Origin of the sequence: Parapedobacter defluvii, assembly GCF_014642075.1 — a bacterium.
GTDB lineage: Bacteria > Bacteroidota > Bacteroidia > Sphingobacteriales > Sphingobacteriaceae > Parapedobacter > Parapedobacter defluvii.
In genome coordinates this window covers 131,073-150,688 of the sequence record NZ_BMIK01000012.1, presented here as the reverse complement: position 1 = coordinate 150,688, position 19,616 = coordinate 131,073, and the positions used below count along the sequence as shown (strand labels likewise).

Annotated in this window: 15 protein-coding genes; 10 read left to right on the top strand and 5 right to left on the bottom strand. The window is 48.4% G+C overall.

Annotated features, from left to right (window positions below; translation table 11 throughout):
* Nucleotides 1-67: 67 nt before the first annotated feature.
* The gene (gene leuS, locus IEX60_RS16510) at nt 68-2,857 is read right to left on the bottom strand and encodes a leucine--tRNA ligase (protein WP_188752508.1); all 2,790 of its coding nucleotides are present in this window, start codon (nt 2,855-2,857) and stop codon (nt 68-70) included.
* Between the two features lie 182 nt (nt 2,858-3,039).
* On the opposite strand from leuS, the gene IEX60_RS16505 reads away from it, so the two are divergent.
* The 8 genes from IEX60_RS16505 (at nt 3,040) to IEX60_RS16470 (ending at nt 13,016) form a co-directional block, all read left to right on the top strand.
* Nucleotides 3,040-3,414, top strand: a complete 375-nt coding sequence (locus IEX60_RS16505; protein WP_188752507.1) for a hypothetical protein — start codon at nt 3,040-3,042, stop codon at nt 3,412-3,414.
* Nucleotides 3,415-3,585: 171 nt separating this feature from the next.
* Complete coding sequence (locus IEX60_RS16500; protein WP_188752506.1) at nt 3,586-4,740, top strand: efflux RND transporter periplasmic adaptor subunit; 1,155 nt, start codon at nt 3,586-3,588, stop codon at nt 4,738-4,740.
* Between the two features lie 38 nt (nt 4,741-4,778).
* Complete coding sequence (locus tag IEX60_RS16495) at nt 4,779-9,344, top strand: efflux RND transporter permease subunit (protein WP_188752505.1); 4,566 nt, start codon at nt 4,779-4,781, stop codon at nt 9,342-9,344.
* Nucleotides 9,345-9,408: 64 nt separating this feature from the next.
* A complete protein-coding gene (locus IEX60_RS16490; protein WP_188752504.1) occupies nt 9,409-10,287 on the top strand; it encodes a cell division protein FtsX in 879 nt (292 codons plus the stop codon).
* Nucleotides 10,288-10,296: 9 nt separating this feature from the next.
* Complete coding sequence (locus IEX60_RS16485; protein WP_188752503.1) at nt 10,297-10,536, top strand: DUF3098 domain-containing protein; 240 nt, start codon at nt 10,297-10,299, stop codon at nt 10,534-10,536.
* Nucleotides 10,536-11,330 carry an undecaprenyl-diphosphate phosphatase gene (locus IEX60_RS16480; protein ID WP_188752502.1) on the top strand — a complete coding sequence of 265 codons (795 nt, stop codon included), beginning with the start codon at nt 10,536-10,538 and terminating at the stop codon, nt 11,328-11,330. The genes IEX60_RS16485 and IEX60_RS16480 overlap by 1 nt, the downstream gene beginning before the upstream one ends.
* Complete coding sequence (truB, locus tag IEX60_RS16475; protein WP_188752501.1) at nt 11,330-12,055, top strand: tRNA pseudouridine(55) synthase TruB; 726 nt, start codon at nt 11,330-11,332, stop codon at nt 12,053-12,055. Before IEX60_RS16480 ends, truB begins: the two co-directional genes overlap by 1 nt.
* Entirely contained in the window at nt 12,042-13,016 is a 975-nt protein-coding gene (locus tag IEX60_RS16470) for a bifunctional riboflavin kinase/FAD synthetase (RefSeq protein WP_188752500.1), read from the top strand. The genes truB and IEX60_RS16470 overlap by 14 nt, the downstream gene beginning before the upstream one ends.
* Before the next feature lie 54 nt (nt 13,017-13,070).
* Here IEX60_RS16470 and IEX60_RS16465 read toward each other — a convergent pair whose 3' ends face one another.
* Nucleotides 13,071-14,981, bottom strand: a complete 1,911-nt coding sequence (locus IEX60_RS16465; RefSeq protein ID WP_188752499.1) for an amidophosphoribosyltransferase — start codon at nt 14,979-14,981, stop codon at nt 13,071-13,073.
* Nucleotides 14,982-15,122: 141 nt separating this feature from the next.
* Here IEX60_RS16465 and IEX60_RS16460 point away from each other — a divergent pair, with 141 nt between their 5' ends.
* Together IEX60_RS16460 and IEX60_RS16455 are read left to right on the top strand one after the other, a co-directional pair.
* Nucleotides 15,123-16,319 carry a proline dehydrogenase family protein gene (locus IEX60_RS16460; RefSeq protein WP_188752498.1) on the top strand — a complete coding sequence of 399 codons (1,197 nt, stop codon included), beginning with the start codon at nt 15,123-15,125 and terminating at the stop codon, nt 16,317-16,319.
* The gene (locus IEX60_RS16455) at nt 16,316-16,939 is read left to right on the top strand and encodes an HAD family hydrolase (protein WP_188752497.1); all 624 of its coding nucleotides are present in this window, start codon (nt 16,316-16,318) and stop codon (nt 16,937-16,939) included. The genes IEX60_RS16460 and IEX60_RS16455 overlap by 4 nt, the downstream gene beginning before the upstream one ends.
* Here the strand turns inward: IEX60_RS16455 and IEX60_RS16450 are convergent.
* From IEX60_RS16450 to IEX60_RS16440, 3 genes are all read right to left on the bottom strand, one after another.
* The gene (locus IEX60_RS16450; RefSeq protein WP_188752496.1) at nt 16,936-17,148 is read right to left on the bottom strand and encodes an alkaline phosphatase; all 213 of its coding nucleotides are present in this window, start codon (nt 17,146-17,148) and stop codon (nt 16,936-16,938) included. The two genes, IEX60_RS16455 and IEX60_RS16450, sit on opposite strands and share 4 nt — an antisense overlap.
* Nucleotides 17,126-17,278, bottom strand: a complete 153-nt coding sequence (locus IEX60_RS16445) for a hypothetical protein (RefSeq protein ID WP_188752495.1) — start codon at nt 17,276-17,278, stop codon at nt 17,126-17,128. Before IEX60_RS16445 ends, IEX60_RS16450 begins: the two co-directional genes overlap by 23 nt.
* A gap of 211 nt (nt 17,279-17,489) precedes the next feature.
* The gene (locus IEX60_RS16440) at nt 17,490-19,430 is read right to left on the bottom strand and encodes a tetratricopeptide repeat-containing sensor histidine kinase (RefSeq protein ID WP_188752494.1); all 1,941 of its coding nucleotides are present in this window, start codon (nt 19,428-19,430) and stop codon (nt 17,490-17,492) included.
* Nucleotides 19,431-19,616 lie beyond the last annotated feature (186 nt).

Sequence of the window (19,616 nt, the reverse complement as noted above, 5' to 3'; positions counted from 1 at the left end):
CACGTTATTTTTGTTAAAACTTCTTTCAAAAATAGTCTTTTTTTGTCAAGTTGTCAAGCAGATGGATTTACACAACCACGTTCACGATCCTCCCCTTCACGTAAATAACTTTCTTCACGGGCTTGCCCTCCAGGTAACGCTGCACGTCCTCGTTTGCCAGCACCGCCTTTTCAACATCCGATTGTGCCAGGTCAAGTGGCAGCGTAAGGTTCGTTCGTGTTTTTCCATTCACAGACACCGGATACGCAAATTCACTTTCCACCAGGTAATCCGGATTAAATGCCGGATAGCTTGCATTGGACAACGTACCGGGTGCATGACCAAGCAGTTCCCATAACTCTTCGGTAATGTGTGGCGCGTAGGGCTGCAATACGATACACAGTTGCTCTAAAATAGCGCGCTTGTTGCATTTGAGATCTGTCAGCTCATTGACGCAGATCATAAACGACGACACCGATGTGTTGAATGAAAATCGTTCAATGTCGTCCTCAACTTTCTTGATGATTTTATGCAGTGCTTTCAGTTCAGTCCTACTGGGCGCCTCGTCACTGACAACAAAGTTACCCTCGCCATCGTGAAACAATTTCCAGAATTTCCGGAGGAATTTATAGACTCCCTCAATGCCATTGGTATTCCAGGGCTTACTTTGCTCCAACGGGCCGAGAAACATCTCGTACATACGCAGGGTATCCGCCCCGTATTGTTCGATGATATCGTCGGGATTTACGACATTGTACTTGGATTTCGACATTTTCTCCACCTCGTGGCCACAGAGGTATTTGCCGTTTTCGAGAATAAATTCCGCATCTGCAAAATCCGGCCGGAATTTCCGGAACTTATCCAGATCGAGCACATCGTTGGTAACGATGTTCACATCGACATGCAGGGAAATTGTTCGGTATTGGTCTTTCAGCCCATAAGATACAAAGGTATTGGTCCCCTTGCCTTCCTCATCCAACACCCGGTATACGAAATTACTCCGCCCTTGAATCATCCCCTGGTTGATGAGCTTCTTGAAAGGTTCTTCTTCAATCACATACCCCATATCTTTGAGGAACTTGTTCCAAAAGCGGCTGTATAACAGGTGCCCGGTAGCGTGTTCCGAACCGCCGATGTAAAGGTCTACATCACGCCAGTAACCGATGGCCTCCTGCGAAGCAAATGCCTCGGCATTCTGCGCATCCATATACCGGTACCAATACCAGCTCGATCCGGCCCATCCAGGCATGGTACTTAACTCGTATTCGAAGGTGCCTTGGTATTTCCAATTCTTAGCGCGTCCCAAAGGTGGTTCCCCACTTTCTGTAGGCAGGTATTTGTCTACCTCGGGAAGCAATAACGGCAGTTCACGTGCATCGATCAACTGCGGCAACTCATCCTTGAAATATACCGGCACCGGTTCGCCCCAATAACGTTGGCGACCGAAGATCGCATCGCGCATCCGGTAGTTGATGGTTGCCTTACCCGCCCCGATCGCTTCCAGCTCTGCAATCAGCGTATCCACAGCCTCCCGATAGGTCATCCCGTTGATGATACCTGAGTTGATGTAGCATCCTTCTTTGGTAGGATCGGCCTGGCCATCCAGCTGTTGGGCATCCGAAATGGGAATGATTGGCAATCCGAAATGGGTTGAAAACAGGTAATCCCGCTGATCACCCGAAGGCACTGCCATCACTGCTCCCGTGCCATATCCAGCCAGTACATAATCGGCAATCCAGATCGGCACGTCCTTTCCGGTAAGCGGATGGACGGCATGGCTGCCCGTAAACGCGCCCGAAACCGTTCTAACGTCTGCCATACGGTCGAGTTCGGATTTCTTTTTGGTCTGCGCAATATAGGCTTCCACTTCTGCCTTTTGTCCATCGGTGGTCAACGCACCCACCAACTCATGCTCCGGCGCCAGTACCAATGCATTTACCCCGTAGATGGTGTCCACCCGTGTCGTAAATACTTCGATGTACGGGTTCTTGCCCAAGATAGGAACACCAAAACGTACGCTTGCTCCCACACTCTTTCCGATCCAATTGCGTTGCATCTCGACCAAGGGTTCCGGCCAATCGATGGTCTCCAGCCCCTTGAGCAGGCGCTCGGCATAGGCCGTGATGCGCATGCTCCATTGCATCATTTTCTTTTGCTCAACGGGATAACCACCCCGTTCAGACACACCATTGACCACTTCATCGTTCGCCAATACGGTACCCAACGCCGCACACCAATTGACGGTGCTCTCGCGCAGGTAAGCCAACCGGTACTTCAGCAGCTCCTGTTGTTTTTCACGGTCTGTAAACGCCTGCCATTCGCCGGCAGTGAAATGACGGACATCCTCATCGCAAACCGCCTGGACGCCCTGAGAACCCTGTGCCTCAAAATGCAACACCAAGGTATCTATGGGCACCGCACGATCCTGTGATTTGTCATACCACGCATTGAAAAGCTGCATGAATATCCATTGGGTCCATTTATAAAAAGTGGGGTCGCTGGTGCGTACCTCACGGCTCCAATCAAACGAGAACCCGATGTTATCCAGTTGCTCCCGATAGCGATTGATATTGGTCTCCGTAGTAATGGCCGGATGCTGTCCGGTTTGGATGGCATACTGTTCAGCGGGGAGGCCAAACGAGTCATATCCCATCGGATGCAGCACATTGAATCCTTTTAACCGTTTATAACGGCTGAAAATATCCGAAGCAATGTATCCCAATGGATGCCCCACATGCAACCCCGCTCCCGACGGGTAGGGAAACATGTCCAATACATAATATTTTGGTTTCGCTGATGTATTGTCTACACGGAAAGTGTGGTTATCTGCCCAAAATTTCTGCCACTTTTTCTCAATCGTGCGATGATGATAATCCATGAATCTCGGAAATTTAATAAGAGTGGCGAAAATACAACTTTTTGTGATATGTCTCAAATAGCCCTTCCCCGGTGGCAAGACCATCCCAATATGATGAAATCGTTAAAAAACCAATGCACACAGTAACAAAAAAGAGATAATTTATAACGATCCTTATAAATTGACTATTTTCGCGGCCGATTATGTTGACGAGATTGCTGTATTTTCTTTTTTTAATTGCTTACATCAACACGATCTTTCATCAGGATGGGCATGTACATGGCGATGATTCTTGCCAAATTATCGACGGTACACCTATCGTAGAAGTCATCCTTGAAGATGTATTTGACATCCCTTGCTCCGGAGAAGAAAACCAACAGGAAGATCTCCAACACGACGACTACCGGCCCGCGTCCGCTAAATGGATCTCCATATCACCTCCAAAGCGAAATAACCTTGAGCTAAGTCCGCTACCATCCTTTGATACATTTAATCAGTTGGTTCGTTCGGGGCTTAACTCAAAGATTTCATGCCTCATCGGCTATTATACCTTCCTATTTCGATTAAAACCTTTTTAAGCATTCCCAATCAGCAGGTTACCACAATCAACGTGAGTTAACCTGATTGTATTGTGGGAGAAATAGCTGCCAACCATCGATGGCTTTGACAAGACCATGGTGGGTCTGCGCGGCATATGCTCGGACCCCCCTCCCGAACACGGCTTTATGTTGAAATAAATTAAAAATATCATGAATAGTAAAACCATATTGATTCAAAAACTTATTACCCCAAGTTTACTCGTCGGACTATTGAGCGGATGTGCGGCCGATGGCAGTCAGTCGAATGATCCGCAGCCGCCTCCGGCAACACCCGTCGCCGAAGTCAGCGTCTTGGATACGACCATATACCAAGATTACATAGCCAATATCATCGCATTTAAGAACGTCGAAATACGCAGTAGACTCGCTGGATTTCTTGATCAGATCTATGTGGATGAGGGCAGCGAAGTCTCTCAGGGGCAACCCCTCTTTAAGCTGAATGACACCGAATATGCCGCTGAAGTTGCCCGGAGCGAGGCCGTCCTTGAAAGTGCCATTGCCGATGCGAAGACGTTGGCCCTGGAAGTGAACCGGACGAAGCTGCTGGTAGACAAGAATATCGTGTCGGAAACAGATCTGGAAGTGGCTACCGCCAAATTGGCCGCCGCCGAATCCAAGATTAAGGAAGCCAAATCATTGTTACAGCATGCCAAAACACAGTTAGCTTACACACTGGTCCGGGCACCGTTTGCGGGCAAGATAGACCGCATTCCGCTGAAAGAGGGAAGCTTATTGGATGAGGGCACCTTGTTGACTTCGATTTCGGATTTACGTCAAGTCTATGCGTATTTCGATATCTCAGAACAGGAATATCTGAGTATTGTGACCGATAACGGCACACGCACGGTCGACGTTAATTTACCGGTGACATTGACACTCGCCAACGGAACCTCCTACCCTCACACCGGCGTAGCTGAATTTGCAGAGAATGAATTTGAAAAAACAACCGGAACCATTTCGCTACGTGCACTCTTTCCAAATCCCGATGGACTGATCAAACACGGTGCATCGGGTAAAATAAGCGTACCGATGCAACACGGTGAAAACTTAGTTGTCCATCAAAAATCTGTCTTTGAAATCCAGGACCGTACCTATGTTTATAAAGTGGTGGGAGGCAATACCCTTGCAATGACTCCTTTTCGGGCCGGACCGCGTGTAGGGCATTATTACCTCGTTGAGGACGGGTTGAGCGCCCGTGATACCATTGTGTTTGAGGGAGTGCAAAATCTCAAGGATGGCATGACCATTTCGCCAAAGATGACCGCTTTGGCCAATTATCAACTGGCTGTCAACGGAACGCAATAACGCTATCTTCAGACTCACGTACTCAAGAATCAATCCATATGCTCGAAACATTCATCAAAAGACCCGTATTGTCGCTGGTCATATCGTTACTGATTACGCTACTCGGCTTACTCTCGTTATTTACCCTGCCCGTCACCCAGTTTCCAGACATTGTGCCGCCATCTGTCGTAGTCACGGCAAACTATACGGGTGCGAACGCCGAGGTATGTACGGACGCTGTGGCCATACCGCTTGAACGTGCCATCAATGGCGTGGCCGGAATGACTTACATGACATCCGTGTCCACTAATAATGGTACTACACTGATTCAGGTATTTTTCAATGTAGGTACGGACCCGGATGTGGCCGCGGTCAACGTGCAGAACCGCGTAACCACCGTGCTCGATGAATTGCCGGAAGAGGTCATTAAAGCAGGGGTAACAACCGAAAAAGAGGTCAACAGCATGCTGATGTACCTCAATGTATTCAGCGATGATCCCACAGCGGATGAACGCTTTATCTATAACTTTACCGACATCAACATCCTCAAGGAGCTGAAACGTATCGAAGGGGTGGGATTCGCCCAGATCATGGGTGCTCGCGACTATGCCATGCGCGTATGGCTCAAGCCCGACCGGATGGCCGCCTATGACATCTCCAGCGAGGAAGTCATCGCGGCATTGCGGGCGCAAAACGTAGAAGCGGCTCCCGGCCAAACGGGTATCGGATCCGATCAACGGGTAAACATGCAGCAATACGTACTGCGATATCCCGGCAAGTTCTCCGAGCCGGATCAATACCGTAATGTACCCATCCGCGCCAATGCCGATGGTTCCATCCTGCGTATCAGGGACATCGCAGACGTAGAATTCGGTTCACTGGATTACGAAATGGAATCCCGCACCGACGGACGGCCATCCGCCTCCATCATGATGAAGCAACTGCCCGGATCCAATGCGCAGGAAGTTATTGAAAACGTTAAACAACGCATGGCTGAATTGCAGGAGACCTCCTTCCCTCCCGGCATGAAATATACTGTCAGCTACGATGTATCGCGTTTTCTCGACGCATCAATCAGTGAGGTGGTCCGTACGTTGGTTGAAGCGTTCCTGCTGGTCTTCCTTGTCGTATTTATTTTTCTGCAGGACTTCCGGTCCACATTGATCCCTGCGTTGGCCGTACCGGTATGTCTCATCGGGGCACTCTTTTTCATGCAGTTGCTTGGATTTTCGATTAACTTACTCACACTCTTTGCGCTGGTATTGGCAATCGGGATCGTGGTAGACAATGCCATTGTCGTCGTCGAGGCGGTGCATGTCAAGATGGAGGAGGAGCACCTCCCCCCTTTGGAAGCTACTTTAGCGGCGATGAAGGAAATCGGTGGTGCCGTCATGGCCATCACGCTAGTTATGTCCGCGGTATTTATCCCGGTTGCATTTCTTTCGGGGCCCGTTGGCATCTTTTATCGGCAATTCTCACTCACCTTGGCGGCATCCATCGTGATCTCCGGAATCAATGCACTGACACTGACACCCGCTCTCTGTGCCCTTATGCTAAAATCACCGCATGAAAAACCCGCTCCCAAAGGTTGGCTTGCCTCGTTCTTCAAACGATTTAATAGCTGGTATAACCGCGTTTCTTCGCGCTACGCGGGCTTGGTGGGTAAGATAGCCGGCAGGCGGGTACTAACGCTGGGCCTACTGGCCGCATTTTTCGTCGCTACATGGGGGATTAACAGCATTCTGCCTTCCGGCTTTATCCCCACCGAAGATCAGGGAATGATCTACGTCAATGTAACCACTCCACCCGGCGCGACTGTCGACCGTACCGTAGCCGTGCTCAATCAGATCGACTCCATCAGCCGATGTCACGAAGCGGTAGAAACGGTCTCGACATTAGCGGGATACAGCATCGTTACCGAAGTGAGCGGCGCTTCTTACGGCATGGGCATGATCAACCTGAAGGCTTGGGAGGACCGCGAGGAGTCTGTCTCCGATGTCATCGCATGGTTACAGGATAGTACCGCACACCTGATGGATGCAAGCATCGAATATTTCCCCCCGCCTACCGTACCGGGATTTGGTAACTCCAGTGGCTTTGAGCTTCGTTTGCTCGATCGTACAGGCACGGATAATCTGGAGCGCACAGCAGACGTACTTGCTGATTTCATGAATGCACTGGAGGAAACCCCGGAAGTGGGAGATACGTTTTCAACGTTTGACCCACGCTTTCCGCAGTATCTCATTGAGGTAGACTACGATATGGCGGCCAAGAAAGGAGTCAGTGTAGAAAATGCGATGCTCACCTTGCAGACGTTGATGGGCAGTTTCTATGCCACAAATTTCATCCGGTTTGGTCAGATGTATAAGGTAATGGTTCAGGCGGGGCCGGGGTACCGCGAAAAACCGGAAGATGTACTCAAACTGTATGTAAAAAACGACAGCGGTGAAATGGTTCCCTATTCGGTGTTCGTAACGATGAACCGCGTATATGGTCCTGAGCAGGTAACACGCTACAACATGTTCAGTTCAGCGCTCATCAGTGGCGACGCAGCGTCCGGCTATAGCAGCGGTCAGGTCATCGATGCCGTAGAAAGGGTGGCAGCGGAAATACTTCCCCAAGGGTATGGCATCGAATGGTCAGGAATGACGCGTGAGCAAATTCTCTCGGGTAACCAGGCCATTTACATATTTGCCTTATGCCTGTTGTTCGTATACCTTATCCTCGCCGCGCAATACGAAAGCTTCTTGCTGCCGTTGCCCGTAATCCTGTCTTTACCTGCGGGTGTATTCGGTGCATTTCTTTTCCTCAAGCTCCTGGGGCTGGAAAACAACATCTATGCGCAGGTGGCCCTCGTAATGCTTATTGGCTTATTGGGCAAAAATGCGATTCTCATTGTGGAGTATGCCATTTTACGCCGTAAACAGGGAGCTACGCAGTTGCAGGCGGCTATTGAAGGCTCGGTTGCTCGTTTACGCCCGATATTAATGACGTCTTTTGCATTCATAGCCGGACTAATCCCGTTAGCCATGGCTTCCGGTGCGGGGGCGCTGGGCAACCGGTCCATCGGCACCACAGCGGTCGGTGGCATGATCATCGGCACGCTCATCGGCGTGATCGTCATCCCCGGGCTCTATGTGCTTTTTGCATCGAACAAGAAAAAGAAAATAAAAACGGGTGCGGCAAGCCTGCTCGTGGTCGGTTGCTTGGCATTCTCATCGGGTTGTTCTTCTCATAAGGCATTGCCTGACCATCAACACCGTGAACTACCTGCTGCCTACCAGGGCAGCGCAGATACAACCGGGACGGATACGGCCAGCATCGCCCATGTTAGCTGGCGTAATTTCTTCAACGATCCCAACCTGGTTCGCCTGATCGATACGGCGCTGTCCAACAATCCCGATATGGAGAACGCACTCCGGCAGGTAGAAATCGCACGGGCAAATTTAAGACTCCGAAAGGCCGGTATGTTTCCATCGGTAGACGCATTGGCCGAAGCGGGCTTACGGAAATATGGTTTTTATACCCCGGATGGGATTGGTAACTATGACACCAATTTTTCGGAAAACCTCAATGAAGACGAAAAACTGCCCGACCCATTGCCTGACTACTTCATTGGGCTACGCACCTCGTGGGAAATTGATCTATGGGGAAAACTAAAAAGGCAGAAACAGGCTGCTTACCAGCGATTCCTCGCCTCTTATGAAGGCCGGAAACTCGTGCAAACTTCTCTGATAGAAGAGGTAGTTTTGGCTTATTACGAGTTACTGGCATTAGACAATGAGCTTGCCATTCTGCGGAAAAACATCGGGTTACAGGAAGATGCGTTGGAAATCATTCGTGTACAAAAAGAAGCCGGCAGGGCCGATGAATTGGGCATACAGCAGTTCAATGCGGTGGTTCATCAATCAAAAGGAAAGGAACAGGAAGTGCTCCAGCAAATCTCCGCAACGGAAAATCACCTCAATTTTTTATTGGGTCGTTTCGATGGACAAATCAGCAGGGACACCGCAGGTTGGATGACCAACTTGTTCACGGAACCCCTGGCAACAGGTGTAACACCGCAATTGGTAGCACTCCGCCCCGATGTGCGACAGGCGCACTTGGAATTGCTTGCTTCCCAGGCGGACCAAGCGGCCTCAAAGGCCGCATTTATGCCGGCACTGGTGCTCTCCCCTTATGTGGGATTCCAGGCGTTTGACATCAGCAAACTCATCATGGCTCCCACTTCCGTTGCTTACGGCTTATTGGGCGGACTAACTGCCCCGATAGTTAATCAGCGCGGCATCCGCTCGGCCTATGAAGCTGCAAAAGCAGCGTATGGAATGGCTTTTCAAGACTATGAAAAGACAGTCTTAAATGCCTGGAAAGAAGTGCAAACAAATTTGAAAGCTCAGGATTATCTCAACCAGCGGAGTATACACAATATTCAGGAAGTAGAAGCCCTCCGTAAGGCTGTGTATGCAGCCAATGAACTATTTAGAGCCGGGCGGGCAACCTATCTGGATGTCATTACAGCGCAGCGAAATGTACTCGATGCAGAAATAAACCTCATAAAAACACATCGGGAAAAAGCTGTTACCAAATTATCACTGTACAAAGCGCTGGGCGGCGGCTGGCAATAAACCGGGGCATATTTTTTAATTTGTCAGCGCAATTCACTACTTTCGCAACGTTAATATCCGGCAAATGGAAGTATACGAAGTAAGTACGTCCGCGAAAAAGACAAAATCTGTTTATATATCCACCGTCATCAGCATCGCGCTGGTGCTGCTGATGACGGGATTATTAGGGTTGCTGCTTGTGCACGCCAAAAACCTGTCTGACTATGTCAAGGAAAATATCGTGCTCAACATCATCATGAAGGAGGGGGTGACCGAAGGGAATGTACTCGCCTACCAGAAACAACTGGAGTCTGATCCCTATGTGCTGCGCTCGGAATACATCAGCAAGGAACTCGCTGCCAAGAATCTTTCAGAAGAACTTGGCGAAGATTTTGTTGATTTTCTCGGACACAACCCGTTGCTCTCTTCCATTGACATCTACCTGAAAGCTGACTATGCAAACACTGATAGCATTGAGACGTTTATAAAAAAGGTATCTGCCAATGAAATGGTTAAAGAAGTAGTATACCAGGAGTCGCTCATTGATATGGTAAACAAGAACATACGCACCATTGGGATTGTTATCCTAGCGTTTACCGCCCTGCTACTGGTCATTGCCGTGGCACTCATCAACAACACCATCCGCCTGGCCATTTATTCGCAGCGCTTCCTGATCAAAAGTATGCAGATGGTGGGCGCGACAAAGGGTTTTATCAGGCGACCGTTTTTGGGGTATGGCATCTTACATGGCCTGTTGGGTGCCTTGATTGCCATCCTGCTGCTACTGCTCACGTTGCACCTCGGGCAACGGGAAATTCCCGAATTGGTCTTCCTTCGTAATTGGTTTGAATTTATCGCCATCTTTGTGATTGTAGCCCTGTTAGGTATTCTGATTTCTGGATTGAGCACGTATTTTGCAGTCGGCAAATACCTACGGCTGAAATCAAACGAATTGTATCGATAATTATAGCTTATGTCACTATATAAAAAGAAACAGCAGGAACAAAATACATCCTTGGTGTTTGGTAAGCGGAATTACCAGTTCTTTTTACTGAGCATCGGGGTGGTCGCCCTCGGATTTATTTTGATGATGGGTACGGAAGACATCTATAGTTTTACCAAAATCACCCTGGCTCCCCTTGTAGTGGTCATCGGCTTTGCATTGGGTGTCGTATCCATTTTGATAAAACCTAAAAATTCCGGTAAAAGTTAATGACGTTATTCGAAGTGATTGTGCTGGCCATCGTAGAAGGCCTCACGGAATTTTTGCCGGTTTCATCGACTGGCCACATGATTATTGCCACCGCCCTGATGGGGGTATCCCCTACGCCATTTGTCAAACTGTTTACCATTGCCATCCAATTGGGAACCATCTTATCTGTGTTGGTGCTGTATTACCGCCGGTTTCTCCGTTCCCTCTCCTTTTACTACAAACTGGTGTTGGCGGCCATTCCTGCATCCATTTTCGGCGTTTTATTCAGCGATGAAATCGATGGATTGCTTGAAAGCCCACTCGTAGTTGGCATCACATTGGTGTTGGGAGGTGTCGTACTGCTGTTTGTCGACAGGTGGTTCAACCGCCCGAGCATTGATGACTCAGACGATATTTCATATTGGCAGGCATTGAAAATAGGCTTCTTTCAGTGCCTGGCCTTGATACCGGGCACATCGCGGTCAGCTAGCACCATTGTGGGGGGCATGACGCAAAACCTGACCCGGAAAGCTGCTGCTGAATTTTCCTTCTTTCTGGCCGTACCCATGATGTTTGGCGCCACATTACTTAAACTAAAAGGATATTTTGACGATGGTAATGGATTGAGCACAATCGAAATAAACCAGCTCATCATTGGGAATGTAATTGGATTTATCGTAGCCATCATTGCCATCAAATCGTTCATAGGCGTCGTATCTAAATATGGTTTCAAAGCGTTTGGGTGGTACCGCATCATCGTGGGTGGGGTCATCTTGATCATGCTAATGAGTGGCCACAGTTTGCAGATTCTGTAATGGAGACATCGGGAATACGCCGCAAATTTAACTTTGCCGAAGGCGAAGTAATCCTGGTCGATAAACCGATCCGCTGGACCAGTTTCGATGTAGTACGGAAAGTCCGTAATGCAATCAAACCGCTAAAAGTAAAAGTCGGGCATGCAGGCACGCTAGATCCACTGGCTACAGGGTTACTGGTTGTCTGTACCGGAAAATTCACGAAACGTATCGATGAATTTCAGGCTGAGGAAAAAGAATACACAGGCACCATTACCCTAGGGGCTACCACACCGTCTTATGACCTTGAACAGGAGATCGATCAACGGTTCGATTGGTCGGCCATTCATGAAAAGCAAATCCGGGAAACCGCCATCTCCTTCCTGGGTGAAATCGAGCAAGTTCCTCCAGCCCATTCAGCGGTCAAAATAGACGGTGAACGGGTATATGAAAAAGCACGGCGCGGTGAATCGGTCGACGTCAAACCCCGGCGCGTACACATCCGGGAATTTGAAATAACAGGCATTTCCTTGCCGGATGTAGACTTTCGGGTAGTATGCAGCAAAGGCACGTATATCCGATCGTTGGCACATGATTTCGGCAAAGCGATGAACAATGGTGCCTATCTGAGCCAACTACGACGGACGAAAAGCGGTGATTTCCGTGTAGAAGACGCCTGGCAAGTGACAGATTTGGTGAACTGTATCAAGGATTTTACCTTTGCATCATCACATGAAGATATATAGAAACCTTGAGGATTTCATTCCACTGGACAACGCGGTGGTAACCATCGGTACGTTTGACGGCGTGCATGTAGGTCATCAGAAGATACTGAGTACGCTCAAGGAATGTGCAAAGGAAATCGGTGGTGAAACCGTATTGCTTACCTTCTTTCCTCACCCACGGATGATCCTTCATCCCGAAGACGACAGCTTGCGGCTCATCAGTGATATCGAAGAAAAAGTACAATTGCTTGCCGATGCAGGTATTGACCACCTCATTATTACACCTTTTACCCGCGATTTTTCCAATCAATCGCCGGAAGCGTACATCCGCGATGTGCTTGTAGGTAAAATCGGTACAAAAAAAATTGTCATCGGCTACGATCATCGCTTTGGAAAAGACCGGAGCGGGTCGCTCAAAGATCTCCTCGATCATGCAGAAATCTACGGATATTCGGTGGAACAGATTCCCGAGCAGGACATCAACGATGTTGCCGTTTCGTCAACCAAAATCCGGGAAGCATTGATTAAAGGCGACATTACGACGGCAAACAGCTACTTGGGGCACCCCTTTCAGCTGACCGGAAAAGTTGTGCGTGGCAATCAGTTGGGACGCCAAATCGGCTATCCCACTGCCAATCTACAGGTGCTGGAAAGCCACAAGCTCATACCGGCTTATGGCATTTATGCAGTAGAGGCTGCCATTGTCGACCTTGCAAGCATCGATACCGGCGTATACCGCCCAAATCCTCCCGAACAGGTGGTAAAAGGCATGGGCTACATCGGTACCCGGCCAACCGTAGACGGTGTCAGCAGAAGTATCGAAGTACACCTTTTCGATTTCCATTCAGACATCTATGGAAAGACTCTCTGCATCGATTTTCTCCATTTTATCCGGCATGATCAATGGTTTGAGTCCATGCAAGAAATGACGGATCAAATGGCCATAGACGAACGGAAAATCAGGGAATTATTCGGTATGTAGTTCTCAGCCGCCAGCTGAAATCCGCCCCCCACCACATCGTTCACCCGGCCACCATTACGCACTGAAATATGCTCTGACGTTCTTTCCCTCTACCCAGTTCATGTACGCACGGTTGACGACCCGGTTACCTCCCGGTGTGGGATAGTCCCCGGAGAAATACCAATCACCCTTATGGTCCGGACAGGCTATATGGAGGTTCTCCAGCTTTTGGTAAATTACTTCGACTTCCGCCCGGATATGCGTACCCCGGATGATACCGGCAATTTCCCTGGAAATCTCCTCATCCGTAAATGGCTCATAAATGGCTTTCACGTAGTTTTGGACAGTATCTTTAGGTAGGTCCAGTGAAGCTACACACCGATTGTAAACGCTTTCGACGATTTCACCCATTCCTCTTTTGTAAAGGAGAGAGACCGCCGCTTCAAATGCGACAAACTCTCCCAGCCGTGACATATCAATACCATAGCAATCTGGATAGCGGATCTGGGGTGCTGAAGATACAATGATGATTTTCTTTGGGTTAAGACGGTCAAGAATGGTGAGAATACTTTGCTTAAGCGTAGTACCCCGTACAATGGAATCATCTACGGCTACGATGGTATCCTGATGGTCTCTCACGATCCCATAAGTCGTATCGTATACGTGTTGTACCATGTCCTGCCGGTCCGCATCCTGTGTAATGAAAGTCCGCAGCTTGGCATCCTTGATATTGAGCTTCTCAAATCTCGGGTTGATGCTGAGCATCTTATTCAGCTCCTCATCCGATATTTTATCGGCCCGATTAAGAAGCGTATCCTTCTGTAGCTTACGGACGTAATCATTAATCCCTTCTTCCAACCCATAGAATGCGACTTCTGCTGTATTCGGAATGTAGGAGAAAACTGTGTTATTGATATCGTGGTTGATCGCTTCCAGTATCTGCGGGCACAATAAACGCCCCAAATGTTTGCGTTCCTGATAAATAGCCGCGTCGCTTCCCCGTGAGAAGTAAATCCGCTCAAATGAACACGATTTCTTCTCCACCGGTTCCCTAAACATCTCTTCCGTAATTGCACCGTCTTTTTTCGCGATCAACGCGTAGCCGGGTTTAATCTCGTTGATCTCCTCAAACTTGACATTGAAAGCCGTTTGAATGGCTGGCCGTTCGGAAGCCACAACAAGCATCTCATCGTTTACGTAATAGTAGGCAGGCCGGATACCCGCCGGGTCGCGCATCACAAAGGCATCGCCATGACCGAATATTCCGCTGATGGTGTATCCGCCATCCCATGTCTTAGCCGATTTTCGCAGGATCCGCGCCACATCAAGGTGCTCGGCAATCAAGGTACTGATCTCGACATTGCTGTATCCCTTTTGTTTAAACCGATCAAATAGTTCCTGGTTCTCCGCATCGAGAAAATGACCGATTTTCTCTAATACAGTTACGGTATCTGCTTTTTCCTTGGGATGCTGCCCTAATTCATACAACTGTTCAAGCAGCTCATCCACATTGGTCATATTGAAATTACCCGCAATAACCAGGTTTCGTGTCATCCAGTTATTCTGGCGCAGGAAAGGGTGGCAGCTTTCTATGCTGTTTTTTCCGTGGGTACCATAACGCAGATGTCCCATAAGTACCTCCCCCGTAAAGCTCACGTTATCTTTCAGCCATTGGCTATCGGTAAACCGATCCGGATAAGCGCGCTGCACCGTAGCAAATTTCTTCTGGACATACTCGAAGATATCGGCAACCGCATTGGGAGCCATGGAACGGTACCGGCTGATGTAACGGTTACCGGGCTTTACGTCAAGCTTGATGGTGGCAATTCCGGCTCCATCCTGCCCACGGTTGTGTTGTTTTTCCATCAACAGATACAGCTTATTAATGCCGTATAAGACCGTACCGTATTTTTCCTGATAATATGAAAGGGGTTTTAACAGGCGAATCAGTGCGATACCGCACTCGTGTTTGATAGCGTCACTCATGTTATGCTTTGAGTGCACAAAGATACATAAATTATTTCTTTCGGATACAAATAAAAATATCGGCAGGCTCAGCTGTGTTTTAAACAAACTTGTAAAGATTACCAAGTATCCGTAATTTCGCCCCCGTAATTGCACACATCCATGGCCCAACAAACGGAGCAACGAGGTTCACTCTCGTTTGAAAATACAGAAATCGCGTTCAGGGGAAAAAGCAACCGCGACCTGGACAAAGCCTACTGGTTGTTCAAAATCATCGGCAGCAACTTGCTGACGAAGGTGGGTCCGCCCATCACCAATTTTGCCTTACACATCGGTTTGCCTATCACCGGCCTGATCCGCAATACGATTTTTAACCATTTCTGTGGCGGCGAAACCATTGAGGGTTGTGTTACCGCCGTCAACCGGTTGGCAGATCAACGCGTAGAAACCATTCTTGACTATTCGGTGGAAGGCGAAGATGCCGAACCTGTTTTTGATGAAACCTGTAACGAAATACTTCGCACCATCGAATACGCTCAACGTAACCCCCACATATCTTTTTCCGTATTCAAGCCCACGGGTCTGGGCCGCTTTGCGCTATTTGAAAAGGTTAATGCCAAAATTCCACTCAGCAAGAACGAAGAGCAGGAATACATTCGCATTAAACACCGTATCGATCGCATATGCAAGGCCTGCCACAACGGCAACATCCGTGTATTGATCGACGCGGAACATTCCTGGATACAGGACGCAATTGACGATATAGCCCGGGATATGATGCGTGCGTATAACCGCGCCGCTCCCGTGGTGTACAACACCTACCAGCTTTACCGCACGGATAAACTGGCATCCCTCCAGGCTGATTATTACCTGGCCGAGACCGATGGTTTCTTTCTGGGAGCCAAGTTGGTGCGGGGAGCATACATGGAAATTGAACGGGAAAGAGCCGAAGCGCGGGGCTATATCTCGCCCATCCAGCCCAACAAAGAAGCAACTGACCGGGATTATAACCTTGCGGTCCGTTTTTGCCTGGACCGTATCAATCGGATCGGCATGATGGCCGGAACGCACAATGAGTCCAGTTGCCGGCTGCTGGCCGAAGAAATAGACAACCGACAGTTGTCCCGCAATCATCCGAATATCCATTTTGCACAGCTATTGGGCATGAGTGATAACCTTAGCTTCAACCTGGCCGAAGCAGGATATCAGGTTGCAAAATACATGCCCTTTGGACCGGTAAAGGCCGTGATGCCATACCTATTCCGCAGGGCGCAAGAAAACACCTCAGTAGCCGGACAGACCGGGCGCGAGCTCTCACTCATTACCAAAGAAAAAAAACGAAGAAAATTAAGCAAATGACAACAGACACCTTGGCACACAACAAACTGGAAATACTGACTCAGATCAGCCACCAAAAGAATTACGGGGCATACCTATATGATTGCGACGGTACCCTGGCGGATAATATGCCGATGCACAAGGCGGCATACCGGCACGCGGCAGCCCAATACGGCATCGATCTGGATACGGCTATCATCGATGAGCTGGCAGGTTGGCCAACGGTACTGATTGCTGAAGAAATCAATAAACGATATGGAACCCACGTTCCGACACACGAATTTGCCACTGCAAAATCAGCTATTTTCCTCGAACATTACGTATCGAGAACCCAGTCCGTGGATTTTGTCGTCCAGCATTTGAAAAACCATATAGGGCAGGTCCGCATTGGCGTGGTATCCGGCGGCAGCCGGAAGACGGTGACGCGTACGCTTACCACCATCGGACTGATTGATACCATTGAAACATTGGTATGTGCCGATGATACCGAACGGGGCAAGCCCTATCCAGATCCCTTTCTAAGTGCTGCCAGTCAGCTGGGAGTTGCTCCCCGGGATTGCCTGGTATTTGAAGATGGCAATCCGGGGGTACAGGGAGCGATTGCTGCCGGCATGGACTGGGTCCGCATCGACGAGATTTAACCGTGTCTTACCCCAGCGGCTTCCAACATCAGGTAATGGAGGTCCGTATTGCGCACAAACGGTTTAAGGAGTTCGGCACCCGCACCGTAGGCAGCGACTTCCACGTGGTCGCCTGAATGTCCTGTACCTGCCCAACCGATTGCCGTATATTTCCGCTGGATATCCGCAAAATCTGCAAATGGCAGCTTATAAGGGGTTATACAATCCATCCTCTCCCCAGTCGGTTACGTAATGGGCCAGCAGCCGTACGGCTTCATCTGCGTTGATTGCGTAGCCCTGTGCATATTCAATGCGCTCACGTACCTGGTTCGCATTAAAGTCCCGGTCAATTCCCTGCAAGACCCATTCGTTGGTGTGTTTAAAACCAATAATCTTTTCAAAACTGGCGGTTGCCCCAAACAGCCCCGGATTCGCATTCCCATGATCGGTGGAAAAAATCTCTACGTTTCATATCAATGACGTTAGTTATGAATGGGCTATAAAATCCTCAAAAATAAGGGCCTCAGATTAACCCTTTGTAAAGAAATAATGAACATGGTTTTTCCAAAGGTCATACCTGTCCCTTGAAGCGGATATTGTACATCGAGAATTCGCCAAACGTATATTGAATGATACCTGCCAACTGCCTTGTCAACGAATGAATCAACCGGAATCCCAGGGTTTCCTGAGTTTGGGTTAATTTACCCTCCGGTATCCCCACGCCGTTGTCTTTAAAAATCAACTCGTAATCTTTCGCACCTTCATGCTTTACCTCGATATGAATTTCACCATCGTTCCGGTTTACAAAGGCATATTTCAGCGAATTGGTCATCAGTTCGGTTAATATTAATCCCAATGGAATCGCCGTATCGATGTCCAACGAAACATCCTGCGCCTGCACAAAAAAACGGACATCTTTTTTGCCGATATTATAAACACTTAACAGGTGTACGCTCAGTTGCTCTATATACTCCTGGATGTTCAAACGGCTAAGACTCTGTTGTTGGTAAAGTTTTGTATGAATCAGTGCGATGGAATTGATACGGCTGCTACTTTCCTGCATCATTGAAACCACTTCTTTATTAGAAGTTTTCCTAGACTGCAAACTAAGTAGACTACTGATAATCTGTAAGTTATTTTTAACCCGATGGTGTATTTCTCGAAGCAGCAATTCGTTTTGCTTATTTGCCTGTTTTAAAATCTCATTCTGAACAGAGATCTCTGCATTTTTAAGTGCGACACGATGAGCCAGTCTATCCTTTTCCCTGAAATGCATGTACAGGATAGTCAAGATCGTCAGTAATACCACGATCCCCACGATGAGTCCATATCGCTGATAGCTGGTGTTGGACAGCCTCAATTCCTGTTCCTTGATTTGACGTTCAAATTTTTCCAATTTGTAATTCTCGCTCATTTCCCGCCCCTGTCCAACATATTGCGCTGCATAGAGGCTATCTTTGGCATATTCATAGTCATCAAGGAGCATGTCCGCACGGTTGATATCACCCAGCGCATAAAGGGCCTTTAGCTGCAATAACCGCATGTTATGCCAATCTTCTGCCAATTGTACTTGATCCGTTAGCTGTCTCTTAACTTCGTCACATAGCTTCAGCACATTTTCATAATCTCCCAGAAAATATCGTTCGGTCGCCTGTAGCAACTGGTAAGAGATTTGCAGCTGTGGGTCACCCACAGAATCCACGACGGCCCCTACTTGTTTCAGTATGGCAGCCAATCGGACATCGTCGTGTGTTTTGCTGTAAATTCCACCTTCCACAAGCAGCACTTTCAGCTGCCAGTTTTCAGCAGGTCCCGAAAAGGCCTTAAATTGCCCCTTCGCAAGGTTGCTATATCGCAAGGCGGTTTGGTAGTCACGCTGCTTCGCATAGGCGATGCCGTATTGGAGATAGAGCGGCCCCAATGTTGCCCGGTAATCTTTCTCCTTTGCCAACCGCTCCGCACCATCCAGTGTGGCAACCGCCTCTTTGTAATCTTTTGAAACGGTATTGTGGTAATTGGCAAGCTCGATGGACAATTCAACCTGCCCCAGGAAGTTCCCCTCCTCCTCCGCAACCTGCAAGCCGTTCAGGAAATGTTCGAAGGCAGTATAATGCCTGTTTTCGTCCATATAAATAATCCCTAAACGACGATAAGCATCCGGGAGATTATTGAAAAACCCCTTTTCAACATAGAGCGCAACCGCTCTTTCAAAATATCGTTTTGCAATGTTTAGCGTTCCTTTCCGCTCGTATATGCACCCCGTATAATAATAGCCATCTGCAATCCCCTGCTCATAATCTATATCGATAGACGTTTTCCATGCCTTATTAATCAGATCGTCCGATTTCCTCAGGTTGCTGTACAGCAAATGGGATGCATTGCTGTACCATTCGTTGATAATTGCTGTATCTTTTGCCGAAACGGATGCGGTTGGCTGGAATGCATACACCATACTTCCTAAAAAAGCCTTCAGCAGGAGAACCAAGCAAAAACGCATCACATTACGTTTCATTTATCTCTGTTTTCAATGTTCACGCCTTTACCATGTCAAAATGAACACCTCTGACACGCACGACAAATCCCAAAAAGCACATCATTAGGCAGATGATCAGGCTCTCAAATGTAAGTGATTCCGCTAAATAATCAAAATGAGTAACTGAGGTGCAATGTCCTCAACATGCGCTGCGTGAAAAAACGG

Excerpts from the sequence above, each read along its gene's own strand:
- IEX60_RS16505 (WP_188752507.1), top strand. The coding sequence starts at position 3,040 with ATGTTGACGAGATTGCTGTATTTTCTTTTTTTAATTGCTTACATCAAC.
- IEX60_RS16455 (WP_188752497.1), top strand. The coding sequence starts at position 16,316 with ATGACAACAGACACCTTGGCACACAACAAACTGGAAATACTGACTCAG.
- IEX60_RS16500 (WP_188752506.1), top strand. The coding sequence starts at position 3,586 with ATGAATAGTAAAACCATATTGATTCAAAAACTTATTACCCCAAGTTTA.
- IEX60_RS16490 (WP_188752504.1), top strand. The coding sequence starts at position 9,409 with ATGGAAGTATACGAAGTAAGTACGTCCGCGAAAAAGACAAAATCTGTT.
- leuS (WP_188752508.1), bottom strand. The coding sequence starts at position 2,857 with ATGGATTATCATCATCGCACGATTGAGAAAAAGTGGCAGAAATTTTGG.
- IEX60_RS16480 (WP_188752502.1), top strand. The coding sequence starts at position 10,536 with ATGACGTTATTCGAAGTGATTGTGCTGGCCATCGTAGAAGGCCTCACG.
- IEX60_RS16450 (WP_188752496.1), bottom strand. The coding sequence starts at position 17,148 with ATGGATTGTATAACCCCTTATAAGCTGCCATTTGCAGATTTTGCGGAT.
- IEX60_RS16460 (WP_188752498.1), top strand. The coding sequence starts at position 15,123 with ATGGCCCAACAAACGGAGCAACGAGGTTCACTCTCGTTTGAAAATACA.
- IEX60_RS16440 (WP_188752494.1), bottom strand. The coding sequence starts at position 19,430 with ATGAAACGTAATGTGATGCGTTTTTGCTTGGTTCTCCTGCTGAAGGCT.
- IEX60_RS16485 (WP_188752503.1), top strand. The coding sequence starts at position 10,297 with ATGTCACTATATAAAAAGAAACAGCAGGAACAAAATACATCCTTGGTG.
- IEX60_RS16470 (WP_188752500.1), top strand. The coding sequence starts at position 12,042 with ATGAAGATATATAGAAACCTTGAGGATTTCATTCCACTGGACAACGCG.
- IEX60_RS16465 (WP_188752499.1), bottom strand. The coding sequence starts at position 14,981 with ATGAGTGACGCTATCAAACACGAGTGCGGTATCGCACTGATTCGCCTG.
- IEX60_RS16495 (WP_188752505.1), top strand. The coding sequence starts at position 4,779 with ATGCTCGAAACATTCATCAAAAGACCCGTATTGTCGCTGGTCATATCG.
- truB (WP_188752501.1), top strand. The coding sequence starts at position 11,330 with ATGGAGACATCGGGAATACGCCGCAAATTTAACTTTGCCGAAGGCGAA.